Source organism: Streptosporangium sp. NPDC004631 (assembly GCF_053601935.1).
Window position 1 is genome coordinate 93,925 of record NZ_JBSGCR010000016.1, and the last position, 19,181, is coordinate 113,105.

21 protein-coding genes are annotated in these 19,181 nt (G+C 68.9%); 12 read left to right on the plus strand and 9 right to left on the minus strand.

Annotation, left to right across the window (positions count from 1 at the left end):
* The first annotated feature begins 224 nt into the window (after window positions 1–224).
* The 7 genes from ACWEF2_RS18175 to era all read left to right on the plus strand — a co-directional run bounded on the left by ACWEF2_RS18175 (window position 225) and on the right by era (window position 6,035).
* Window positions 225–575 (plus strand): histidine triad nucleotide-binding protein, encoded by a 351-nt coding sequence (locus ACWEF2_RS18175; protein WP_355593155.1) that lies wholly within the window; start codon window positions 225–227, stop codon window positions 573–575.
* Between the two features lie 91 nt (window positions 576–666).
* Window positions 667–1,743, plus strand: a complete 1,077-nt coding sequence (locus ACWEF2_RS18180; RefSeq protein ID WP_453816562.1) for a PhoH family protein — start codon at window positions 667–669, stop codon at window positions 1,741–1,743.
* Window positions 1,740–2,222 carry an rRNA maturation RNase YbeY gene (gene ybeY, locus ACWEF2_RS18185; protein ID WP_355593013.1) on the plus strand — a complete coding sequence of 161 codons (483 nt, stop codon included), beginning with the start codon at window positions 1,740–1,742 and terminating at the stop codon, window positions 2,220–2,222. Before ACWEF2_RS18180 ends, ybeY begins: the two co-directional genes overlap by 4 nt.
* Window positions 2,219–3,523, plus strand: coding sequence for a hemolysin family protein (locus tag ACWEF2_RS18190; RefSeq protein WP_453816565.1), 1,305 nt, complete (start codon window positions 2,219–2,221; stop codon window positions 3,521–3,523). The genes ybeY and ACWEF2_RS18190 overlap by 4 nt, the downstream gene beginning before the upstream one ends.
* Window positions 3,524–3,971: 448 nt before the next feature.
* Window positions 3,972–4,619, plus strand: a complete 648-nt coding sequence (locus tag ACWEF2_RS18195; protein ID WP_453816567.1) for a hypothetical protein — start codon at window positions 3,972–3,974, stop codon at window positions 4,617–4,619.
* Window positions 4,620–4,764: 145 nt separating this feature from the next.
* Entirely contained in the window at window positions 4,765–5,097 is a 333-nt protein-coding gene (locus ACWEF2_RS18200; protein ID WP_453816568.1) for a cytidine deaminase, read from the plus strand.
* Between the two features lie 17 nt (window positions 5,098–5,114).
* The gene (gene era / locus ACWEF2_RS18205) at window positions 5,115–6,035 is read left to right on the plus strand and encodes a GTPase Era (protein ID WP_453816570.1); all 921 of its coding nucleotides are present in this window, start codon (window positions 5,115–5,117) and stop codon (window positions 6,033–6,035) included.
* A 33-nt stretch (window positions 6,036–6,068) separates the two neighbouring features.
* Here the strand turns inward: era and ACWEF2_RS18210 are convergent, their stop codons facing one another.
* Window positions 6,069–6,539: a hypothetical protein gene (locus tag ACWEF2_RS18210; RefSeq protein ID WP_453816572.1), complete on the minus strand. Its 471-nt coding sequence runs from the start codon at window positions 6,537–6,539 to the stop codon at window positions 6,069–6,071.
* 415 nt (window positions 6,540–6,954) lie between these two features.
* On the opposite strand from ACWEF2_RS18210, the gene ACWEF2_RS18215 reads away from it, so the two are divergent.
* Both ACWEF2_RS18215 and ACWEF2_RS18220 read left to right on the plus strand, forming a co-directional pair.
* Window positions 6,955–8,082, plus strand: coding sequence for a transporter substrate-binding domain-containing protein (locus ACWEF2_RS18215; RefSeq protein ID WP_453816573.1), 1,128 nt, complete (start codon window positions 6,955–6,957; stop codon window positions 8,080–8,082).
* Window positions 8,079–9,065, plus strand: coding sequence for a hypothetical protein (locus ACWEF2_RS18220; protein ID WP_453816575.1), 987 nt, complete (start codon window positions 8,079–8,081; stop codon window positions 9,063–9,065). The genes ACWEF2_RS18215 and ACWEF2_RS18220 overlap by 4 nt, the downstream gene beginning before the upstream one ends.
* Window positions 9,066–9,091: 26 nt before the next feature.
* Here the strand turns inward: ACWEF2_RS18220 and ACWEF2_RS18225 are convergent, their stop codons facing one another.
* Window positions 9,092–9,337 (minus strand): DUF2630 family protein, encoded by a 246-nt coding sequence (locus ACWEF2_RS18225; RefSeq protein ID WP_453816576.1) that lies wholly within the window; start codon window positions 9,335–9,337, stop codon window positions 9,092–9,094.
* Window positions 9,338–9,655: 318 nt separating this feature from the next.
* Here ACWEF2_RS18225 and leuA point away from each other — a divergent pair, with 318 nt between their 5' ends.
* Window positions 9,656–11,368, plus strand: coding sequence for a 2-isopropylmalate synthase (gene leuA / locus ACWEF2_RS18230; RefSeq protein WP_453816578.1), 1,713 nt, complete (start codon window positions 9,656–9,658; stop codon window positions 11,366–11,368).
* 133 nt (window positions 11,369–11,501) lie between these two features.
* Window positions 11,502–11,681: a carotenoid oxygenase family protein gene (locus tag ACWEF2_RS18235; RefSeq protein WP_453816580.1), complete on the plus strand. Its 180-nt coding sequence runs from the start codon at window positions 11,502–11,504 to the stop codon at window positions 11,679–11,681.
* A 343-nt stretch (window positions 11,682–12,024) separates the two neighbouring features.
* Here the strand turns inward: ACWEF2_RS18235 and ACWEF2_RS18240 are convergent, their stop codons facing one another.
* From ACWEF2_RS18240 to ACWEF2_RS18250, 3 genes are all read right to left on the minus strand, one after another.
* Window positions 12,025–12,237, minus strand: coding sequence for a DUF397 domain-containing protein (locus ACWEF2_RS18240; RefSeq protein ID WP_453816582.1), 213 nt, complete (start codon window positions 12,235–12,237; stop codon window positions 12,025–12,027).
* A complete protein-coding gene (locus ACWEF2_RS18245; RefSeq protein ID WP_453816584.1) occupies window positions 12,225–13,052 on the minus strand; it encodes a helix-turn-helix domain-containing protein in 828 nt (275 codons plus the stop codon). The genes ACWEF2_RS18240 and ACWEF2_RS18245 overlap by 13 nt, the downstream gene beginning before the upstream one ends.
* Before the next feature lie 423 nt (window positions 13,053–13,475).
* On the minus strand, window positions 13,476–14,174 hold the full coding sequence (locus ACWEF2_RS18250) for a TetR/AcrR family transcriptional regulator (protein ID WP_453816586.1): 699 nt from the start codon (window positions 14,172–14,174) through the stop codon (window positions 13,476–13,478).
* A gap of 248 nt (window positions 14,175–14,422) precedes the next feature.
* Here ACWEF2_RS18250 and ACWEF2_RS18255 point away from each other — a divergent pair, with 248 nt between their 5' ends.
* A complete protein-coding gene (locus ACWEF2_RS18255) occupies window positions 14,423–15,352 on the plus strand; it encodes an NAD-dependent epimerase/dehydratase family protein (RefSeq protein ID WP_453816588.1) in 930 nt (309 codons plus the stop codon).
* 32 nt (window positions 15,353–15,384) lie between these two features.
* Here ACWEF2_RS18255 and ACWEF2_RS18260 read toward each other — a convergent pair whose 3' ends face one another.
* The 4 genes from ACWEF2_RS18260 to ACWEF2_RS18275 form a co-directional block, all read right to left on the minus strand.
* Window positions 15,385–16,395, minus strand: coding sequence for an acetamidase/formamidase family protein (locus ACWEF2_RS18260; RefSeq protein WP_453816590.1), 1,011 nt, complete (start codon window positions 16,393–16,395; stop codon window positions 15,385–15,387).
* Window positions 16,392–16,526, minus strand: coding sequence for a hypothetical protein (locus ACWEF2_RS18265; protein ID WP_453816592.1), 135 nt, complete (start codon window positions 16,524–16,526; stop codon window positions 16,392–16,394). The genes ACWEF2_RS18260 and ACWEF2_RS18265 overlap by 4 nt, the downstream gene beginning before the upstream one ends.
* Before the next feature lie 85 nt (window positions 16,527–16,611).
* On the minus strand, window positions 16,612–18,003 hold the full coding sequence (locus tag ACWEF2_RS18270; protein WP_453816594.1) for an APC family permease: 1,392 nt from the start codon (window positions 18,001–18,003) through the stop codon (window positions 16,612–16,614).
* 79 nt (window positions 18,004–18,082) lie between these two features.
* Window positions 18,083–19,171 (minus strand): substrate-binding domain-containing protein, encoded by a 1,089-nt coding sequence (locus ACWEF2_RS18275; RefSeq protein WP_453816596.1) that lies wholly within the window; start codon window positions 19,169–19,171, stop codon window positions 18,083–18,085.
* Between the last annotated feature and the right edge of the window lie 10 nt (window positions 19,172–19,181).

Sequence of the window (19,181 nt, forward strand, 5' to 3'; positions counted from 1 at the left end):
GGTCACATCAGTAGGACGCTCGGCCTTCCCAGAGGGTTTACGCTCTTCCGGTTCATTAGGGGGCATGACCCAGTCGTGTCCTCGCCAGGCGGCCATATCGCGCTAATCGCATGGTCTGTCGTTGTTGAAGTTTTGCATACCCACCTTATCCGGGTGGATCTTTCTTTGCCGACGATGAACCATCACCGATTGACAACGTCACCACGGGATAGGGTGCCTGCATGGTGAGCGAAGCCGACTGCCTGTTCTGCAGGATCGCAGCCGGGGAGATCCCCGCGAAGATCGTCCATGAGACCGACCGCACCCTGGCCTTCCGGGACGTCAATCCCCAGGCGCCGACCCACGTGCTGGTGATCCCCAAGGAGCACTACCCGGACGCGGCGGCGCTGGCCGAGGCCGACGACGGGCTCGCCGACGACGTGTTCAAGGCGGCGCACGCGGTCGCGGAGCAGGAGGGCATCGCGGGCTCGGGGTACCGGGTGGTTTTCAACACCGGCCCCGAAGCGGGTCAGACCGTCTTCCACGTGCACGGACACGTGCTCGGCGGGCGCGGCATGGCCTGGCCGCCCGGGTAAAACCGGCAGGCGCGATCGCGCGGATCACGGATACGATGGCGTGGAAGTGACACGCCGATATCTGGAGGCGAACAGGCCGTAAGGCCCGCCCATGTCCGAGACAAACGATTCCAGCAGAACCCCCCAGCCTAGGTCGAAGGGGCCCAGTCGGACCCAGGCAAAGGTGGTGATTCCGGACGAGCATTCGATGGTGAGCCTGCTGGGCTCAGGTGACGAGCTGTTGCGGGTCATCGAGGCCGCCTTCCGCGCCGACGTTCACGTCCGGGGCAACGAGATCACCATCACCGGCAGTCCGGAGGAGAGCAGCGTCCTGGTGCGCCTCTTCGAGGAGCTGTCCGAACTCGTCCGGGGAGGGGCGGAGCTCAGCACGGACGCTGTGGAACGCAGCATCGCGATGCTGCGGATGACCTCCGACCGCCCCGCCGAGGTGCTCTCCCTCGACATCATCTCCTCACGGGGCCGGACGATCCGCCCGAAGACCGTGAACCAGAAGCGCTACGTCGACGCGATCGACCGGCACACCATCGTCTTCGGTATCGGCCCGGCCGGCACCGGCAAGACCTACCTGGCGATGGCCAAGGCCGTCAGGGCGCTGCAGGAGAAGAAGGTCAACCGGATCATCCTCACCCGCCCGGCGGTCGAGGCCGGCGAACGGCTCGGCTTCCTGCCCGGCACCCTCTACGAGAAGATCGATCCCTACCTGCGCCCACTCTACGACGCGCTGCACGACATGCTCGACCCCGACTCCATCCCCCGGCTGATGGCCGCGGGCACGATCGAGGTCGCCCCTCTGGCCTACATGCGCGGCCGTACGCTCAACGACGCCTACATCATCCTGGACGAGGCGCAGAACACCTCGCCGGAGCAGATGAAGATGTTCCTGACGCGACTGGGGTTCAACTCGAAGATCGTCGTCACCGGTGACGTCACCCAGGTCGACCTGCCCGGAGGCACGCAGAGCGGCCTGAAGGTCGTTCAGGAGATCCTCGACGGCATCCCCGACATTCACTTCAGCCGGCTGACCAGCGCCGACGTGGTACGGCACAAGCTGGTCAGCGACATCGTGGATGCCTACGGGCGCTATGACGAGACGCTGCGACAGAGCGAGCCGCAGCCGATCAAGGGCATGGTCAAGCGGCCCCGTGGAAGAACGGTGAGCGACCGATGAGCGTCGAGGTCAACAACGAGTCCGGCGTCGAGATCGACGAGGGGATCATCGTCTCGCTGGCCGGGCACGTGCTGGAGCGGATGGACATCAACCCGCTCGCCGAGCTGTCCATCCTGGTGGTGGACGAACAGGCCATGTCGGTGCTGCACGAGCAGTGGATGGGGGAGCCCGGCCCGACCGACGTGCTCGCCTTCCCGATGGACGAACTGCGTCCCGGCCCCGGCAGCGGTGCCCGGCAGGAGGGCGACGCCCCCACCGATCCGGCGCTCCTGGGCGATGTGGTGCTCTGCCCGCAGGTGGCCGCCAGGCAGGCGGCCGAGGCGGGGCACAGCACCGAGGCGGAGCTGGAGCTGCTGTGCACGCACGGCATCCTCCACCTGCTCGGCTACGACCACGCCGAGCCCGAGGAGCACAAGGAGATGTTCGGCCTGCAGGGCGAGCTCCTGGAAACGTGGCGGGAGGTGCGCCCCCAGCGGTGAACCTCGCCAACGGGTGGTTGTTCTCGGCCGTCGTCCTCGTTGTGGTCGGCGGCCTGATAGCCAGTGCGGAGACGGCCCTGGCCCGCATCTCGCGGGTACGGGCCGAGGAGTTCGTCCGCGACGGGCGCAGGGGGGCGGTGCGCCTGCAGGCGATCGTCGCCGACCCGCCGCGCTACCTCAACCTGCTGCTCCTGCTCAGACTGAGCTGCGAGCTGGTCGCCACGGTGATCGCCACCCTGCTCTTCATCGACTGGGTCGGCGACCAGGGCGGGGCCTACGCCGCCGCGGCGGCTGTCATGATCGTGATCAGTTACGTGATCGTCGGGGTCTCCCCCCGCACGCTGGGCCGCCAGCACGCCGAACCGATCGCGCTCGCCAGCGCCCCCCTGGTGTACGGCCTCACCAGGATCTTCGGCCCCCTGCCCAAGCTGCTCATCCTGCTCGGCAACGCGGTGACCCCCGGCAAGGGCTTCAGGGAGGGGCCGTTCACCTCCGAGGCCGAACTGCGCGACCTGGTCGACCTGGCCGAGGAGCGCAGGGTCATCGAGCCGGACGAGCGGGAGATGATCCACTCGGTCTTCGAGCTCGGCGACACCCTGGTCCGCGAGGTCATGGTGCCCCGCACCGACATGGTGTTCATCGAACGCGGCAAGACCCTGAACCAGGCCCTGTCGCTCGCCCTGCGCAGCGGCTTCTCCCGGATTCCCGTGGTCGGCGAGAACGAGGACGACGTCATCGGCATCGCCTACCTCAAGGACATCGTGCGCCGGGTGCAGGAGACGGGCGGCGGCAGCGGCGCCGAGCAGGTCGAGACGATCATGCGTCCGGCCACCTATGTGCCGGAGAGCAAGCCGATCGACCAGCTCCTGCGTGAGATGCAGGCCCGGCAGATCCACCAGGCCATCGTCATCGACGAGTACGGCGGGACGGCGGGCCTGGTCACCATCGAGGACATCCTTGAGGAGATCGTGGGCGAGATCACCGACGAGTACGACCAGGAGGCTCCCCGGGTGGAGCCGCTGGACGACGGCTCGGTCCGGGTGACCGCCAGACTGCCCGTGGACGATCTGGAGGACCTGTTCGACATCGAGCTTGAGGTGGACGACGTCGAGACCGTGGGCGGGCTGCTGGCCCACGCGCTGGGCCGGGTGCCGATCGCGGGCTCCCACGCGGTGGTGGAGGGGCTCAGCCTGACCGCGGAGAGCCTCGCCGGGCGCCGTAACCGGATCGGCACGGTTCTCGTCCGGAGGGCCGTCTCCGCCGAGCCCGACTCGGTCACCACCGCCGCGGACCAGGGCTGACCCCTCTCCACGGCGCAGTCCTCTCCGCGATCCCGTCTTCACGCGTCTCGGTCGGTTCTCCACCGGGTCCCCGCAGCCGGCCTCGTTCCCGCCGGTGTCCACGGTGGGCGGCCCCCAAGCGGTCCGCAAGCGTTCTGCAAGCGGCACGCGTCATCCTCCTGTCGCGGCGCCTGGTTGCGCGGGTGCCGTCGGGGAGGTCCCCGGCGCCGGGAGGGGTTCGCGGCGCGAGGACAGCCCCTCGGGAAAGAGTGCGCGAGGCCGCCGACAGACGGCCCGCGTCTCTCGCTGAAGGGTGTTCTCGGCCACATAAGGCGGTTGAGGGCACCCTTAGGCGTTTCTTGATGATTGCCGTTTTTGCCGATGGGGAAGAAAGGGGATCGGCGGGGACAAGGGGACAAGACGCCTCGCATGTGACATCGGGGGAAGAGTCATGACGCGGGGGATTCGAGTGGTCATTGCCGCTGCCGTCTGCGGGGTTCTGGCCGGAGGCGCGGCGGGGTGCGGTGGCGGGGCGGCGGACGGTCTCCCCGGTGGGGACGCCCGCGCGGAGCTGACGCGGCTCCGGGGAATGCTGCGGGAGGAGGCGTCGAGGCTGCCGGACGGGTTCTCGGCCAAGCCGCGTGACGGCTGGGCACCCCCGTTCCAGGCGTCCAACCGCCACTGCCGGCTGATCCTCGACACCGCCGGCGGCAGGCCGCCCCGGCGGGAGCCGGAGGCGCGGGTGGCCGTGACCTACCCCGGCGACCGGCTGGGTGAGCTGGCCGGGGTCAGCCTGGCCTCCTACGCCGGCGAGGACGCGCGACTCCACTTCGCCGAGCTCACCAAGGCGCTGAGTACCTGCCGGGTCGCGAAGAGCTCCACGGCGGGCAGAGGCACCTCCTTCAAGGTGTCCGACCTGAAGCTGGGGGCCGTCGGCGGAGACGTTCAGGGCAGGCGGCTGCGCGGTCGGCTGAACGGATATCCGTACGAGATGCACCTTGTCTTCGCCCTCACCGGGCACACCCTGGTCTCCCTGGTGCACACCGGGGTCGCCCGGGTCGACGCCGAGCGCACCGGGCGGCTCGCACGGTTCCTGCTCGACCGAGCAGCCGCCTGACCGGAGGCCGCGGGACATCCGCGCGTCCGCCCGCGGCGGTGGAACCAGCCCGTGCCGGTCGTCAGGGCGGACCGGCGCGGAGGCGGCCCGGGCGGCGGGGTGGGCCTGGTCGCGCCGGGTTCGGTGGGCTGAATACCCTTGTGCCGTGAGTGACGCGACCCTCGACCCCGAGGACAACAAGATCATCGTGCTGGCCCGTTCAGCCCGTGCCCGCAACGGCGCCGCCGAGGGGGCGGCCGTGCGTGACGAGACCGGCCGGACCTACGTGGCGACCAATGTGGCGCTGCCGTCGCTGACGCTGTCGGCGCTGCAGGTGGCCGTGGCGATGGCCGTGTCCAGTGGAGCCGAGTCCCTGGAGGCGGCCGCACTGGTCACCGAGGGGGACGGGCCGGCTCCGGCGGACGCGCAGGCGGTCCGCGATCTGGGCGGGCGGACGCCGCTTGTGGCCGGTCCCGACGGGACGTTGCGTCAGAGCTGAGTCCGGCATCGGGGACAATGGTTGACGTGAGTTCCTCAGCTACAGATTTCCATGCCGGTTTCGCCTGCTTCGTCGGTAGGCCCAACGTCGGCAAATCCACGCTGATGAACGCGTTGGTCGGCACGAAGGTGGCGATCACCTCGTCCAAGCCCCAGACGACCCGCCGGGCGATCAGAGGCATCGTGCACCGTCCGGACGCCCAGCTCGTGATCGTGGACACCCCCGGCCTGCACCGGCCCCGCACCCTGCTGGGCGAGCGGCTGGACAGCCTGGTGCTGTCCACCCTCACCGAGGTCGATGTGATCGGCTTCTGCCTGCCCGCCAACGAGCCCGTCGGCAAGGGCGACCGGTTCATCGCCGAGAAACTTGCCGCGATCAGGAAGACCCCGGTCGTCGCCGTGGTGACCAAGTGCGACCTGGCGACCCGCGAGCAGATCGCCGCGCAGCTCCTGGCGGTCTCCCGGCTCGCCGATTTCGCGGAGATCGTCCCGGTCTCGGCGGAGTCGGGGGAGCAGCTCGACGTCCTGGCCGAGGTGCTGATCGACCGGCTCCCGGAGAGTCCGCCGCTGTACGAGGGCGGCCGGCTCACTGACGAGCCCGAGCAGGTGCTGGTGGGCGAGCTGATCCGCGAGGCCGCCCTGGAGGGGGTCAGGGACGAGTTGCCGCACTCGATCGCGGTCGTCGTCGACGAGATGCTGCCCCGTGAGGGCCGTGACGGCCTGCTCGACATCTACGCCCACATGTTCGTCGAGCGTCCCTCGCAGAAGGCCATCGTCATCGGGCACAAGGGCGCCAGGCTCAAAGAGGTCGGCAGTCAGGCCCGCCGGCAGATCGAGGCGCTGCTCGGCACCCGGGTCTATCTCGATCTGCGGATCAGCGTCGCCAAGGACTGGCAGCGCGATCCCAAGCAGCTGCGCCGCCTGGGTTTCTACGACTGAGGCGCCGGTTCCCGCACTTTCTCTCCTTCCGGGCTACTGCTGAGGGCGGCTGCCGGCCTTCTCGATGAGGCGGCTGATCTGCGCGATCGTCTCCTCGATGGAAAGGTCGCGGAGTGTCTTCTGTACCAGGAGCGGCTGACCTGTCGTGACGTCGGTGTGACCGTCCGCGTAGGTCGTGGTCTGGTCGAGCAGGACGGAGCGCGTGCCGGCAGCGCGGAGCTCTCCCGGGTCGCCTTCCTCTCCGTAGTCGATCTTCACCCTCATCTCCCTGACCAGCCGGTCCGGCGGGGTGGTCGGGGGGACGTTGTCCACGGAGAAGGTGGTCAGCCACTCGGTGAACCGGCCCCGGTGGGATATGCCGCCGGACAGGTTCCAGTTGCCCACCACGCCGTTGCTGTACGTGAAGCGTAGGTGTGCGATCCAGTCGTAGCCGTCCGAGCGGTCCGTTCTGTTGACGGAGACCACTTCCCGGTCTGTTATGGTCGCCGGCCATTGTGGAGCCATTGGCACCTCCCGGATTTCTGCTGTCATGCGTTGGGTACCGCTCAAGATACAGGCGAGTAAATGCGGAGTCCATGAGTTGGGTGAGATATTTCAAAGAAGCGTTTTAGGGCTCTTGCCTGCATGTATGGAGGTGATTTATGTGGTGCATTTCGGGTGGATCGGGATTTTATCTGCACGCCTGGAATGAAATAATATTAAAGATGTGTGTAAATTAAGGGTGATTCTTCGGGGCTCCGGCGCGGCCGGGGTGGACGGGTGGAGTGAATGGGCGGAGTGGGCGGGCGGGGCGGGTGGCCGCATCGGACGACGGTCGCCGGACTCCGGGGCGCGGCTGGTTTATCTCGTCTTGGTCAAGGCGTGCCCGATTTCGGTAATCGCGACATAGCCTGCGGGTAAACAGGAGTTCAGGGGGATCATGGCTGAGGAACCTGTGGACGCGGAGACACCGGCTGAGGAGCCAACGGCCCCCGTCGAGGACTACGGATCGCGGTCGGGGCCGCCGTTGGAGCCCACGCGGCCGGCCGGTCGGGGCCGGCCGTATCGGATGAGGCGGTTCCGGCTCCTCGCGTGGATCGCGCTGGTTCTGGCCGCGGTCGTGGTCGGCGCGTCGGTCCTGTGGGTGAGGGCGTCGTCCACCGAGGCCGAGCTGTGGGAGCAGGCCAGGTTGATCGGCAAGGACAAGCTCCGGATCGGCGTGAAGGGCGACATCCCTGGCATCTCCTACCGGGAACGGTCCGGCATCGGCGTCTTCACCGGGTTCGAGATCGACATCGCTCGCATGATCGCCGCAGATCTTGGTTTCCCGTCCGGCAAGGTCGAGTTTCTGCCCATCGAGACCGAGGACAGGGCGCGCATGATGGCCACGGACGGCAAGGGCAAGCCTGTCAAGGTGGACCTCGTGATCTCCAGCTTCAGCGTGACGCCCGACCGGGAGAAGAAGCCCGCCATCGGCTTCTCCATGCCCTACCTCTACACCGAGCAGTCGGTGGTAACCAGATCCGACTATCTGGGGAACATCACCTCGCTGGGACAGCTGAAGGACATGAAGGTCTGCACGCTCGGCACCTCCACCTCCGAGCAGGAGCTGGAGAAGGCGACGAAGGCTGTCGTCACCGGTAAGAACCTGCTCAGTGACTGTGTGGCCGGTCTGAAGGACGACGAGTTCGACGCGGTGACCACCGACGCGGCCCTCCTGGCCGGATTCGTCAATGAGTCCTTGAAATCGAAGGACACCGCCAAGAGGCTCAAGTATCACGACATCGCGCTGGACAAGGACGAGATGTGGGCGGTCAACGTGGGCCCCAACAAAGCGCTGCGCACCCTGGTCAACCTCTCGCTCTACCGGTCCTGCGCCGATCCGCATGACCAGAGGTGGGAGAAGGCCTACGAGAAGCACATCGGCTCGATGTTTCCGGACGTTCCTCCCGATGAGCGTCCCCCCATGGGCGTGGCCCAGCCGGATCAGCCGTGCGGGCCCCCTCCCGAGGTGCGCAGATGGCCGTGGGAGCGGACCTTCCCCGTTCGGGAGGGCCTCTCCCGGTGAAGGAGACCGGACGGGTCAAGGCCACACCGATGAACCAGGAGTGGCTGCTCGCGCTGCTCCCGGTGTTCCCCCTCGTCCTGCTGGTGACCCGGCTCTGGTACGCCAGCGGGCAGGACACCCAGACGCTGCTCCTGCTGGTGCAGAGCATCAGCCCGCTGGGCCTGCTCAGCGGCGTTCTCCTGACGACGATATGGGTCCTGCCCGCCCTCATCCTGGGCGGCCGTGTGCTCGGCACCCTCTACTCGATCAGCGCGCGCCGCTCCTCCTGGCTGGTGCGCGCCGCCGAACGGCTCCCCGGCTGGGTGGTGCTCCTGGCCGTCGTGGTGGGGGTGTTCTCCTGGCAACTGCGTTTCCTGCCGACACTGGCGATGCTGTCGACGGCCGCGGTGGGATTGCTCGTCCGAGACCGGTTCCCGGACCGCCGGGAACTGCGGACCGTGGTGTGCTACGGGCTGCCCGTGCTGGTCGCCGTGCTCTCCTACGCGGTGCTGTGGCCGGCGATCGGCGCGGCCTTCGCCGCGCGTGACGTGGCGACCGCGATCCTCCTCACGCTTCCGCCGGGGGCCACGGTCCTGCTGACCGGCCCGATTCCCGAGGCGTCGGCCCGGAGCCTCACCCACGGCATCGCGATCGTGATCGCGGTTTTCACGCCGTTCCTGGTGGGGGTGGTCGTGATGAAGGCGCCGATTCTCCCCTTGACGGCCCTGCAACTGACCGAGAACAGCTCGTCACGGGTCCTCGTGGGCTACCTGGTCTCCAGCGACGACCAGATGTCCACCATTCTGGAGCGTGAGGGCGCGGTGAGCTTCGTCAAGAACGATGCGATTCAGTCCAGAGTCCTGTGCCCGGATCCCGGCGCGGTCCCCGGGACCTGGGTGGACCTGCACGGCTGGTACGTCGAGCAGAGCGTGGTCTCCTGGCTCGCCCCGACCCGGCCGCAGGGACCGGTCGATCCGCGCTGTCAGGGCCGCTCCAGCGACTAGAGCGGCGCTGTCAGGGCCGTTCCGGTCTACTGGCGGTACTCCTCGACCTCGTCGATCGGGCGCGGCGCCGCCGAGTCGGGGTCCTCCCCGAACTCCCTACGTGCCCGGCGCTGTCTGAGCAGGTCCCAGGCCTGGTCGAGGGCCTCCTCCAACTGGACGATCCGGTTGTTCTCCTCGTGCGAGGAGATGGCGCCGGAGGAGAGCCGGCCCCGGAGCGCGTGCTCCTCGGCGATCAACTCGTGGATGTGGGCGAGAATGTCGTTATCCTTCATTTCGTCCCCCTGTTGTCGGCGGTAGCGCCACTGTAACTCCCGGTCCGGAACGGCCGGCGTGAGGCCGTACGGGGGGTGTGACGCCGGTGTGCGGGCGGTCGTCTCCGTCCCCGGTGCCCCATCGGACGCCGTGACCTCCCGCGTTTCGCCATGTGAGACCGTGGCTCGGGTATCCGGGATGGTCTGCTACCGTGCTAGGCATGCTGCGCGTGCTGCTTCTTAGCTGCCGCGACGAGGGCCTGTAGAAGGCCGGCTCCCTCGTCGCGGAGCGAGCCATGCGTGTCGGCCGCGATTGTCTTCCCCGTCGAGGAGCCTTGCATGTACCCGCAGCAGCAGCCCAGTCCCATGCCTTTTGAGCGTTATCAGTCCTATGTCCCGATCCGGCTGGACGACCGCACCTGGCCGGGCAAGGTCATCGACCGGGCTCCCCGGTGGTGCGCGGTGGACCTGCGTGACGGCAACCAGGCACTGATCGACCCGATGGACTCCCATCGCAAGCTCAAGATGTTCGAGCTGCTGGTGAGGACGGGCTACCAGGAGATCGAGGTGGGCTTCCCCGCCGCGTCGCAGACCGACTTCGACTTCGTCCGGCGGATCATCGAGGAGGACCGGATCCCCGACGACGTGGTGATCCAGGTCCTCACCCAGGCCAGGCCCGAGCTGATCGAGCGGACCTTCGAGTCCCTGCGCGGAGCCAGGCGGGCCATCGTCCATCTGTACAACTCCACCTCGACGCTGCAGCGCCGGGTCGTCTTCGGCCAGGACAGGGACGGCATCACCGCGATCGCGGTCGAGGGCGCCAAGCTGTGCGGGAAGCTGGCCGCCGAGATGGAGGGCACGGAGATCTACTTCCAGTACTCGCCGGAGTCCTTCACCGGGACCGAGCTGGAGTACGCCGTGGAGGTCTGCAACGCCGTCAACGACGTCTGGCGGCCGACCCCGGAGCGCAAGGTCATCGTCAACCTGCCCGCCACGGTCGAGATGGCCACGCCGAACGTCTACGCCGACCAGATCGAGTGGATGCACCGCAACCTGGCCTACCGCGACTCGATCGTGCTCTCCCTGCACCCGCACAACGACCGGGGCACCGCGGTGGCCGCCGCCGAGCTGGGCTACATGGCGGGTGCCGACCGCATCGAGGGCTGCCTGTTCGGCAACGGCGAGCGCACCGGCAACGTCTGCCTGGTCACGCTGGGCATGAACCTGTTCTCCCAGGGCGTGGACCCGGAGGTCGACTTCTCCGACATCGACGAGATCCGCCGGGTCACCGAGTACTGCAACCAGCTGCCCGTCCACCCGCGTCACCCCTGGGGCGGCGAGCTCGTCTACACCGCCTTCTCCGGCTCCCACCAGGACGCCATCAAGAAGGGCTTCGAGCACCTGGAGCGCGACGCGGACGCGGCGGGGGTGCCGGTGGACGAGTTCACCTGGGCGGTGCCGTACCTGCCGATCGATCCCAAGGACATCGGCCGCAGCTACGAGGCGGTCATCCGGGTCAACAGCCAGTCCGGCAAGGGCGGGGTCGCCTACATCATGAAGGCCGACCACCATCTGGACCTGCCGCGCCGCCTGCAGATCGAGTTCTCCCGTGTCGTCCAGGCCCGCACCGACGCCCTCGGCGGCGAGGTGAACCCGGCGCAGATGTGGGAGGTCTTCACCGACGAGTACCTCCCGAACCCGGCCGGCCCCTGGGGCAGCCTGGGCCTGCTGTCCCACCGGACCGTCTCCAGGGGCGACGACAAGGACGCGATCGCCGCCGACCTGCGTGTCGAGGGGGAGATCCGTGAGGTGGAGGGCGTCGGCAACGGCCCGATCTCCGCCTTCTGCGACGCCCTGTCCGGGATCGGGATCCAGGTCCGGGTCCTGGACTACGCCGAGCACGCGATGAGCGCGGGCACCGACGCCAAGGCCGCCTCCTACATCGAGTGCGAGGTGGCGGGCCGGGCGCTCTGGGGCGTCGGCATCGACGCCAACACCACCACCGCCGCTCTCAAGGCCATCATCTCCGCCGTCAACCGCGCCACCCGCTAGGTAAGGCGTAAGGCCCCGCGCCGCCCGGCACGATCTGCCGGGGCACGCGCCCGACGGCCGCCCACAAGGCGAGCACGTCCCTCACCCGACCGCGCCCACCGCGAAACCCGCGTGCGGCGCGGTCGGGTTCCCCGTGTTCAACGAGGACCGGCTCGGCCGGGCCGGCCGCCTGCTGTCGATCGTTACCGGCCACTCGGGGAACGGTTCGCGGCCGCTCGTCCTGGACGCCGCCGCTCTGGACCTCGTCGCCTCGGTACGGCTCCCGCGCCGCGTCCCGTCCGGTTTCCACGGTTCCCGGATGCCCGGCCACTGAGCCGGAAACCGCGTTGCGCTGCGGTGGAATTCAAAAGGGCCCCGGCGGGAACCGGGGCCCGCTGTTGCTCCGCCCTGCCGGCGTTAGTCGAATTCGCCCTTCTTGATACTTCCGAAAAGGTGTTCCCTTGGCTGAGGTGAACACCGCTACCGGTTCGGCTGGATTCTTGCCTTCACGGGTGCTTCGCGTCCGCCGGATGGTTCCACGACCTCAACGCAGTTGCCGTCGCCGCTTCCCGGGGAAGAAGACCTGTTCCATTCGGCGCCCCTGAGTTCCCGGCCCGGCCCGCCCGTCGCCGAACCGCCTTCTTGAGTGGTTTCAGCGATTTGCCGCAGTGCGGGTGTTAGTCGAATTCGCCGCTCTTGATACCACCAAGGAAGGTGTTCCATTGGGTGGGGGTGAACACCAGTGCCGGTCCGGTCGGATTCTTGCTGTCGCGGACGCCCCGGCGCCCGCCGGACAGTTTCGCGACCTCAACGCAGTTGCCGCCGTCAGGTCCCGACCAGGTGGACTTGCGCCATGCGACCGTTTTGAGTTCCCGGGTCAGCTCGTCCATCGCTGCAATGTCTCCTTGATCAGCTCTAGGGATTCGCGCTTGGACAGTGCTTCGGAGCGAATCCCTTCGTATCTGTATGTTAGAACGCTGACGTCCTCCGGGCGCTCGGTTATTCGGCTCATGACCCCGGCGGATTCGACGTACGCCGTATCGAAGACTCCCTGTGATTGCGCTATCGCGAATCCGCCGGCAAGGCCAATCGTGGAGTAGGCGTTAAGGGGAAGAACCTGGACGGTGGTCCGAGAGGTCTGCCCGGCTTCGAGAAGATAGGTGAGCTGTGCCGCCATCACGGTGGGGCTGCCGATTGGGCGGTGCAGGACTGCTTCATCCAGAACCACCCAGAACAAGGGCGGTTTGGGGCGCTTCAGAATGGATTGGCGTTCCATTCGAGCGGTAACGTGTTCCTCTATTTGTTCGGTTGTCACGCCGATCTCGCCACTCAGGATGGCCCTGGCGTAGTCCTCGGTCTGTAGTAGACCCGGAACGATCAGCGGCTCCCAGGTGCGGAGCGCCTCCGCCGTCGCCTCCACGTCGAGCCACGGCCGGAACCAGGGAGGAGCCGTCGCGCGGCTGACCATCGGCCACAGCCGCACCAGCGCCCCCTCCGCCTCCAGCGCCTCGTCGCAGTAGCGGGCGAACTCCTCGGACGGTGACCGCCGCGCGGTCTCGATCATGCTGATCGTCCCGACCGAGTACGGCACGCTGCGCGCCAGCCGCAGCTGCGACCAGCCCCGCTCCTTGCGGTGCCGCCGCAGCTCGAAGCCGAAGAGGGCCGTCGGCGACTCCGCGGGGTTGAGATCACTTTCCTTTGGCATCTGAGCTCCGACCGTCTTTCCGCACTGTTTCACTGGGGGTTTCAGCGAAACTGTTAATGACTCCTCGAAGTCAACTGGACACTGAAGGTAGTCGAAAGTTGAGATAGTTGGAAGGTCGATCGGGATCGAAGTCTCTGGGCGGGTGAAGCTGTGAGGCCGGCGGACGAGGAGCCTGGGACTTCCCGGGGGGGCTGCTCGGGCCGGTGTTCACGACTCCGTTTCGCGGCCCCGCTCCGAAACGCGTGGACGGCAGGGCGTGCCTGCCCTGTCTGTCCCGCTCCCCGATGACCCGTCCGTCTCCAAGCCGGTGTCCGGCTGAGGAGACGGACGCGGCCCCCGATGATCGCGGCCGACGTCGAGGGCCGGGCGGCTTCGCTCCCTGCTGGAGGGGGAGGGGGCGAAGCCGTCGTGGGATCTCGCGGCTCAGCCGGGCAGGCCGAGGAAGCGGGCGTGGCAGTGGGCGGCGTGGTCGAAGGCCGTGGCGGGGTCGAGGACCGCGTTGGTGAACTGGCCGAACAGTTCGAAGCCGATCCAGCCGAACAGGCCGGTCCACACGATCAGGGCGCGGGCCACCACGTCGTCGGGGACCTCGGGCATCATCTCGCGCACCCGGGCCGCGTCCTCGGCGAAGGAGGGGGGCGGGGGCGGGCAGATGTCCGGCGGGTTCAGGGTTCCGGCGTGCCAGGCGTCGGAGATGATCCGGCCGTAGACGACGGTGTCGCGGACCGCCGCGGCGACGGTGTCGGCCGGGGCCTGGTAGCCGGGCACCGGCGAGCCGTACAGCAGGGCGTACTCGTGCGGATGGGCCAGTGCCCAGCCCCGTACGGCATGGCACACCGCCAGCCATCGGCCGGTGTGGTCCTCGCGGGGGCGGGCCGCGTCGGCCTGTTCCACGGCTTCGCCGACGGCGTTGTAGCCGTCGATGATCAGGGCTGTGAGCAGGTCGTCCCGCGACGGGAAGTAGCGGTAGATCGCCGAGGAGACCATTCCCATCTCGCGGGCGACCGCGCGCAGCGAGAGGCCGGCGGCCCCGTCGACGGCCAGCTGACCTCGGGCGATGTCGGTGATCTCGCGGGTCAGCTCGGCCCGGACCCGTTCCCGCGCTGTACGGCTTGAGCTCATGCCGGGACCTTACCAGAGCGCTGTAAATAAAAGAGAGCAGTGCTCTTGACGAGCGCTGCTCTTTAGAGAGAGCATTGCTCTCAGAACGGAACGGTGCTGTCGCTCCGGAGACGCTCCGGTCCGGTGGCGGCGCCGCGGCGCCGGTCGCGGCCGGTCGCCCGGGATCGCCTTCGCCGCCCTCTACGCCGCGCCGCGGCCGTTGTGGAACCGGTGAGCGATCGGTGAAAACCAGTGAAAGGAAAGGTTCGATGGGTAAGCACGTCGTCGCGGGGGCCGGGCAGGTCGGCTCCCAGGTCGCCCGGTTGCTGGCGGAGCAGGGGCACGAGGTCGTCCTGGTCAGCCGGTCGGGCTCCGGGCCCGACCTCCCGGGGGTCCGGAAGGTGGCCGCCGACGCGGCCGACCGGGAGCGGATGGCCCACCTGACCCGGGGGGCCGGCACCCTCTACAACTGCGTCAACCCGTCCTACCACCGCTGGGCGCGGGACTGGCCGCCGCTCGCCGGGTCGCTGCTGGCCGCGGCCGAGACCACCGGCGCCGACTACGTCATCCTCGGAAACCTCTACGTCTACGCCGCGCCGGACCGCCCGATGCGGGAGGACGACCCGCTCACGCCGCCCAGCGCCAAGGGCGCCGTCCGGGTCCACGTGTGGCGGGAGGCGCTGGCCGCGCACGCCGCCGGCCGGGTCCGGGTGACGGAGGTGCGCGGATCCGACTACTTCGGCCCCGGCTGCCGCGACCAGTCGCACCTGGGGGACAGGTTCGTCCCCCGGCTGCTCGGCGGCAGGCCGGTGCGCTATCTCGGCGACCCGGACCTGCCGCACAGCTGGACCTACGTGCCCGACGTGGCCCGCGCTCTCGTGGCGGCCGCCGCCGACGACCGGTCGTGGGGCCGCGCGTGGCACATCCCGACGGGCGAGCCGATGACGGTCCGCCGGATCGCGGACCGGCTGTGCGCGCTCGCCGGGGTTCCGAACCCGGGGGTCAAGGTCATGCCGCACTGGCTGGTCCGTACGGCGGGGGCCTTCTCGCCGATGCTCGGCGAGCTGGAGGAACTGCGCTACCAGTTCGTCCGGCCCTTCGTGCTCGACTCCACCGCCTTCCAGCACACCTTCGGCCTGGCGCCGACCCCGATGGACGAGGCGCTGACCGCGACGGTCGCCTGGTGGCGCGCGGCGTGACGCGGGACGCCCTTCCGGGTGACGGCCGGGTGTCAGCGCCGGGTCAGATACCGCCGGCCCAGGGCCCGCAGGCGCTCGTGGGCCGACCCGTAGACGTCGGCCCCGCGGAGGCAGGACTTGGGGAGCTTGGCGACCATCGTGTAATTGCTGTCGCAGACGTTGCCGACCGGAGCCTCACCGATCTGGCTGACCAGCTGGTAGGCGTCCAGGATCTCCAGGCCGGTGAGCTCGGAGGTCCAGGTGACCAGGTCGTGCTGGCTGATCCGGTACGCGTCCTCCAGCGGGCGCGCCGAACCGGTCGACATCAGATGGCCGTCGTCCTCCATCCGCGGCCAGGGGGTGACGGCGCCCTTGACCAGCTCGACCGCGACCACGGTGTCCATGGCCGCCTCCACGGCCGTGCCGCACACCTCGCCGTGTCCCTGGCGGGCGTGCCCGTCGCCCACCGAGAACAGCCCGCCCTCGACGTTGACCCCGAGGTAGACGGTCACCCCGGCGCGCAGCTCGGGGGTGTCCATGTTGCCACCGTGGGTGTCCGGGGTGATCGTCATGCGGACCTCGGACGCGCCGGGCGCCACCCCGACCGTGCCGTGCATCGGGTCCAGCGGGAGTTCGGCGGTGAAGTCGCTCCTGCGGGCGTGGTAGCGGATCACCCCTCTCTCCACGTCGATGTCGTAGCGCCAGACGACCTCGTCCAGCGGCGGGGCGAGCATGGGCGTGGCGTGCGTGCCGGTCAGCGCGCCGAAGTGCGGGAAGGTGGCGGACACCGCCCAGTCCCTGGCCGGGGTGATGGAGACGAAGTGCAGCGCGAGCGTGTCGCCGGGTTCGGCGCCCTCGACGTGGAAGGGGCCGGTGACCGGGTTCAGGAAGGGGAAGTCGCAGACCCGGGACGGCATGTCCTCGACCGAGCGGACCCGGCCGGCGAAGCAGTCCTCGGTGAACATCTCGACGATCGTGCCGGGCCTGATCGTGGCCACGGCGGCCCGGCCGCCGAAGGTGTAGCTCAGCTCCTGCGGTGACGGGCGGTAGGAGAGGACGTTCACCGGGCGCCCGTCCGGCCGCGGCCCGTCACCGCGCTGAGAAGGGCCGGGGCGAGAAGGGCCGCTCTGGGGAGGGCCGGGGTGAGGAGGGCCGGGGTGGGGCTCTCTTCCACCGTGGGAAGGATGTCGAACATGTGGTCTGTCCTCGTGTGATCTGATCGGCGGGGCGGAGGGGCCGCGCGTTGTGGAGGCCGCCGGCGGGGATCGTCCGGCGGGGGTCTACGGGGTCTCCTGAGGTTCGTTCAGGGTGTGCAGTGTGGGGCGGCGGCCGAGGGCGTAGGAGATGACGAGCAGTACCACGCCGATGCCGAGCCAGGTGAGCCCGAGGGTCTGCGCCGCGATACTGGCGTTGATCACCACATAGATCAGGATCGCGAAGCCGATCACCGGGGCGATCAGGTGCCGCCACCAGTCGCGGCTGCCCCGCCGCGCGAAGTAGTGGACGACCACCGAGACGTGCAGCGCCAGGAAGGCGGTCATCGCACCGAAGTTGACCAGCCCGCTGATCAGCGGGATGCCGTCGTCCCTGGTGGTCAGGTAGAGCCCGACGACCAGGGAGACCGCGGCCACGAGCAGGGTGGCGTTGACCGGCACCCGGTGCCTGGGATGGACCTTGGCCAGGAATGCGGGCAGCTGGTGGTCGCGGGCCATCGCGTACAGCAGGCGCGAGGTCGCGGCCTGGGCGACCAGGGAGTTGGCGAAGCCCCAGGCGATGGCCGTGGCGACGGCGGTCAGGATCCTGAGCCAGTGGCCGCCGGCGAACTCGGCCATGTCGTAGAACGCGGAGCCCGCGGGATCGCCCTTGGTCAGCAGCTCGTGCCTGTCGGGCGTCAGTAGCGCGGCCACCCAGGTCTGCGCGATGAACAGCACGCCCGCCAGCCCCAGCGCGGCGACCATGGATGTGCCGAGCCTGCGGCTGTCCACCTGGCTCTCCTCGGCCAGCATCGAGATGCCGTCGAAGCCGAGGAAGGAGAGCACCGCGATCGAGACCGCGCCGAAGACGAGTGGCCAGGAGAAGGTCGAGGAGTCGAACAGCGGGGTGAGCGCGCCCGACTGTGCCTTGCCCTGGGCCAGCGCGATCAGGCCGACGACGATGAAGATCCCCAGCACGATGAGCTCACCGACCAGCATGATCTTCGTGATCCGCGCGGTCATCCGGATGCCGGCGTAGTTGACGGCCGTGTTGAGCACCACGAACACGATCAGCCAGCCCCAGATCGGGATGACCGGTACGAATGAGGCCATCGCCGCGCTCGCGATGAGATAGAGCAGCGCGGGCACCAGGACGTAGTCGAGCAGGATCACCCACCCGGCCAGGAAGCCGACCGGCGCCGCGATGCCGCGGCCCGCGTAGGTGTAGACCGATCCGGCCATCGGGAAGGCCCGGGCCATCTGCGCGTAGGACAGCGCGGTGAAGGTCATCGCGATCATGCCGATGACGTACGCGAGCGCGACCATGCCCCCCGAGGCCTGGAAGACCCCGCCGAAGATGCCGAACGGCGCGATCGGGACCATGAAGATCAGGCCGTAGACGAGCAGGTCGGTGAAGCTGAGGGACCTGTGGAGTTCCTGCCGGTAGCCGAACTGCTCCAGGGAGGGTTCAGTGGTCATGGACCTGCTCCTCGCAGAGAGTGCTCGTGATCACTTTAGGATCAATCCTTGAAAGGGAAAGGTTCTCCGGTGCGGATTCTCAGCGGACTATGTCGAAGTCGAGGCCGTCCGCCCGGCCGATGTGCGCGCTTCGCCGTACCATCCGGTTCCGCATGGTCAGGCGACCGCGCGCGGTGACGACGGAGGTGCCGTCGGCGACCGTGTCCACCACCGGGACGTGGAGGGTCCCGGCGCGGCGGGCGAGGGCGGTGAGCATCAGAACCGCCTCGTAGCAGCCCTGGCCGTGCCCGTTCAGCAGTGGCGCGCTGGAGCCGAAGCGGCGGACGTAGCGCTCGCCGAGGCTGAGGCTGTCGTCGGTGACGAGGCTCGCGAAGTATCCCATCGCGCCGTAGAGCTCGCCGGTCGCGTCGCCGCCGATGCCGAGCAGGCCGTGCTCCTCCAGCGCTCCGCAGAGCCGGGGATAGGGCAGGCCGGCCGCGCCGTAGGCCCGGTTGAAGGTGACCAGGTCGCTGCCGATCAGGCTGAGCAGCACCGCGTCGGGCCGGCTGGCGACCAGCTCCTCCAGCACCGGGGCCAGGTTCCGGCTGCCGTACGGGACGAACCGCTCGCCGACCACCGTCACGCCGCCGGCGGCCAGATGACGGCGGGCCGCCGCGTGGACCAGACGGGGCCAGACGTAGTCGTTGCCCAGCATGAACCACCTGCGGGCCCGGCGCCGCTCGATCAGCCAGTCGAGGCCGGGTTTGAGCTGGTGTTCGGGCGTCTCGCCCAGGAAGTAGACCCCCGGGGCCTGGCCGCCCCCCTCGTACGGCGGGGCGTAGACGAACGGTATCCGCCCGGCCAGCGCCCGGACCATCGCGATCCGCACGTCGCTGCCGCAGGTGCCGACCACCGCGTCGACCACCCCGGTGCGCGCCAGCCCGCCGACCTCGGCCGCCACCTGTTCCTGCGGGCGGCCACCGTCGATGAGCACCAGCTCGATCGGCCTGCCGAGCATCCCGCCCGCGAGGTTCACCTCGTCGGCGGCGAGGATCGCGCAGTTGATCGCGCACGGCCCCACAAGCCCGAGGACTCCGGAGACGGGGACCACGAGCCCGACGCGCAGACCGTTTCCCTGGAGCAGTTGTGCTTCCAGGGGCTCGATGACCGGTGTGATGGCTTCTGCCACAGAGACGAGT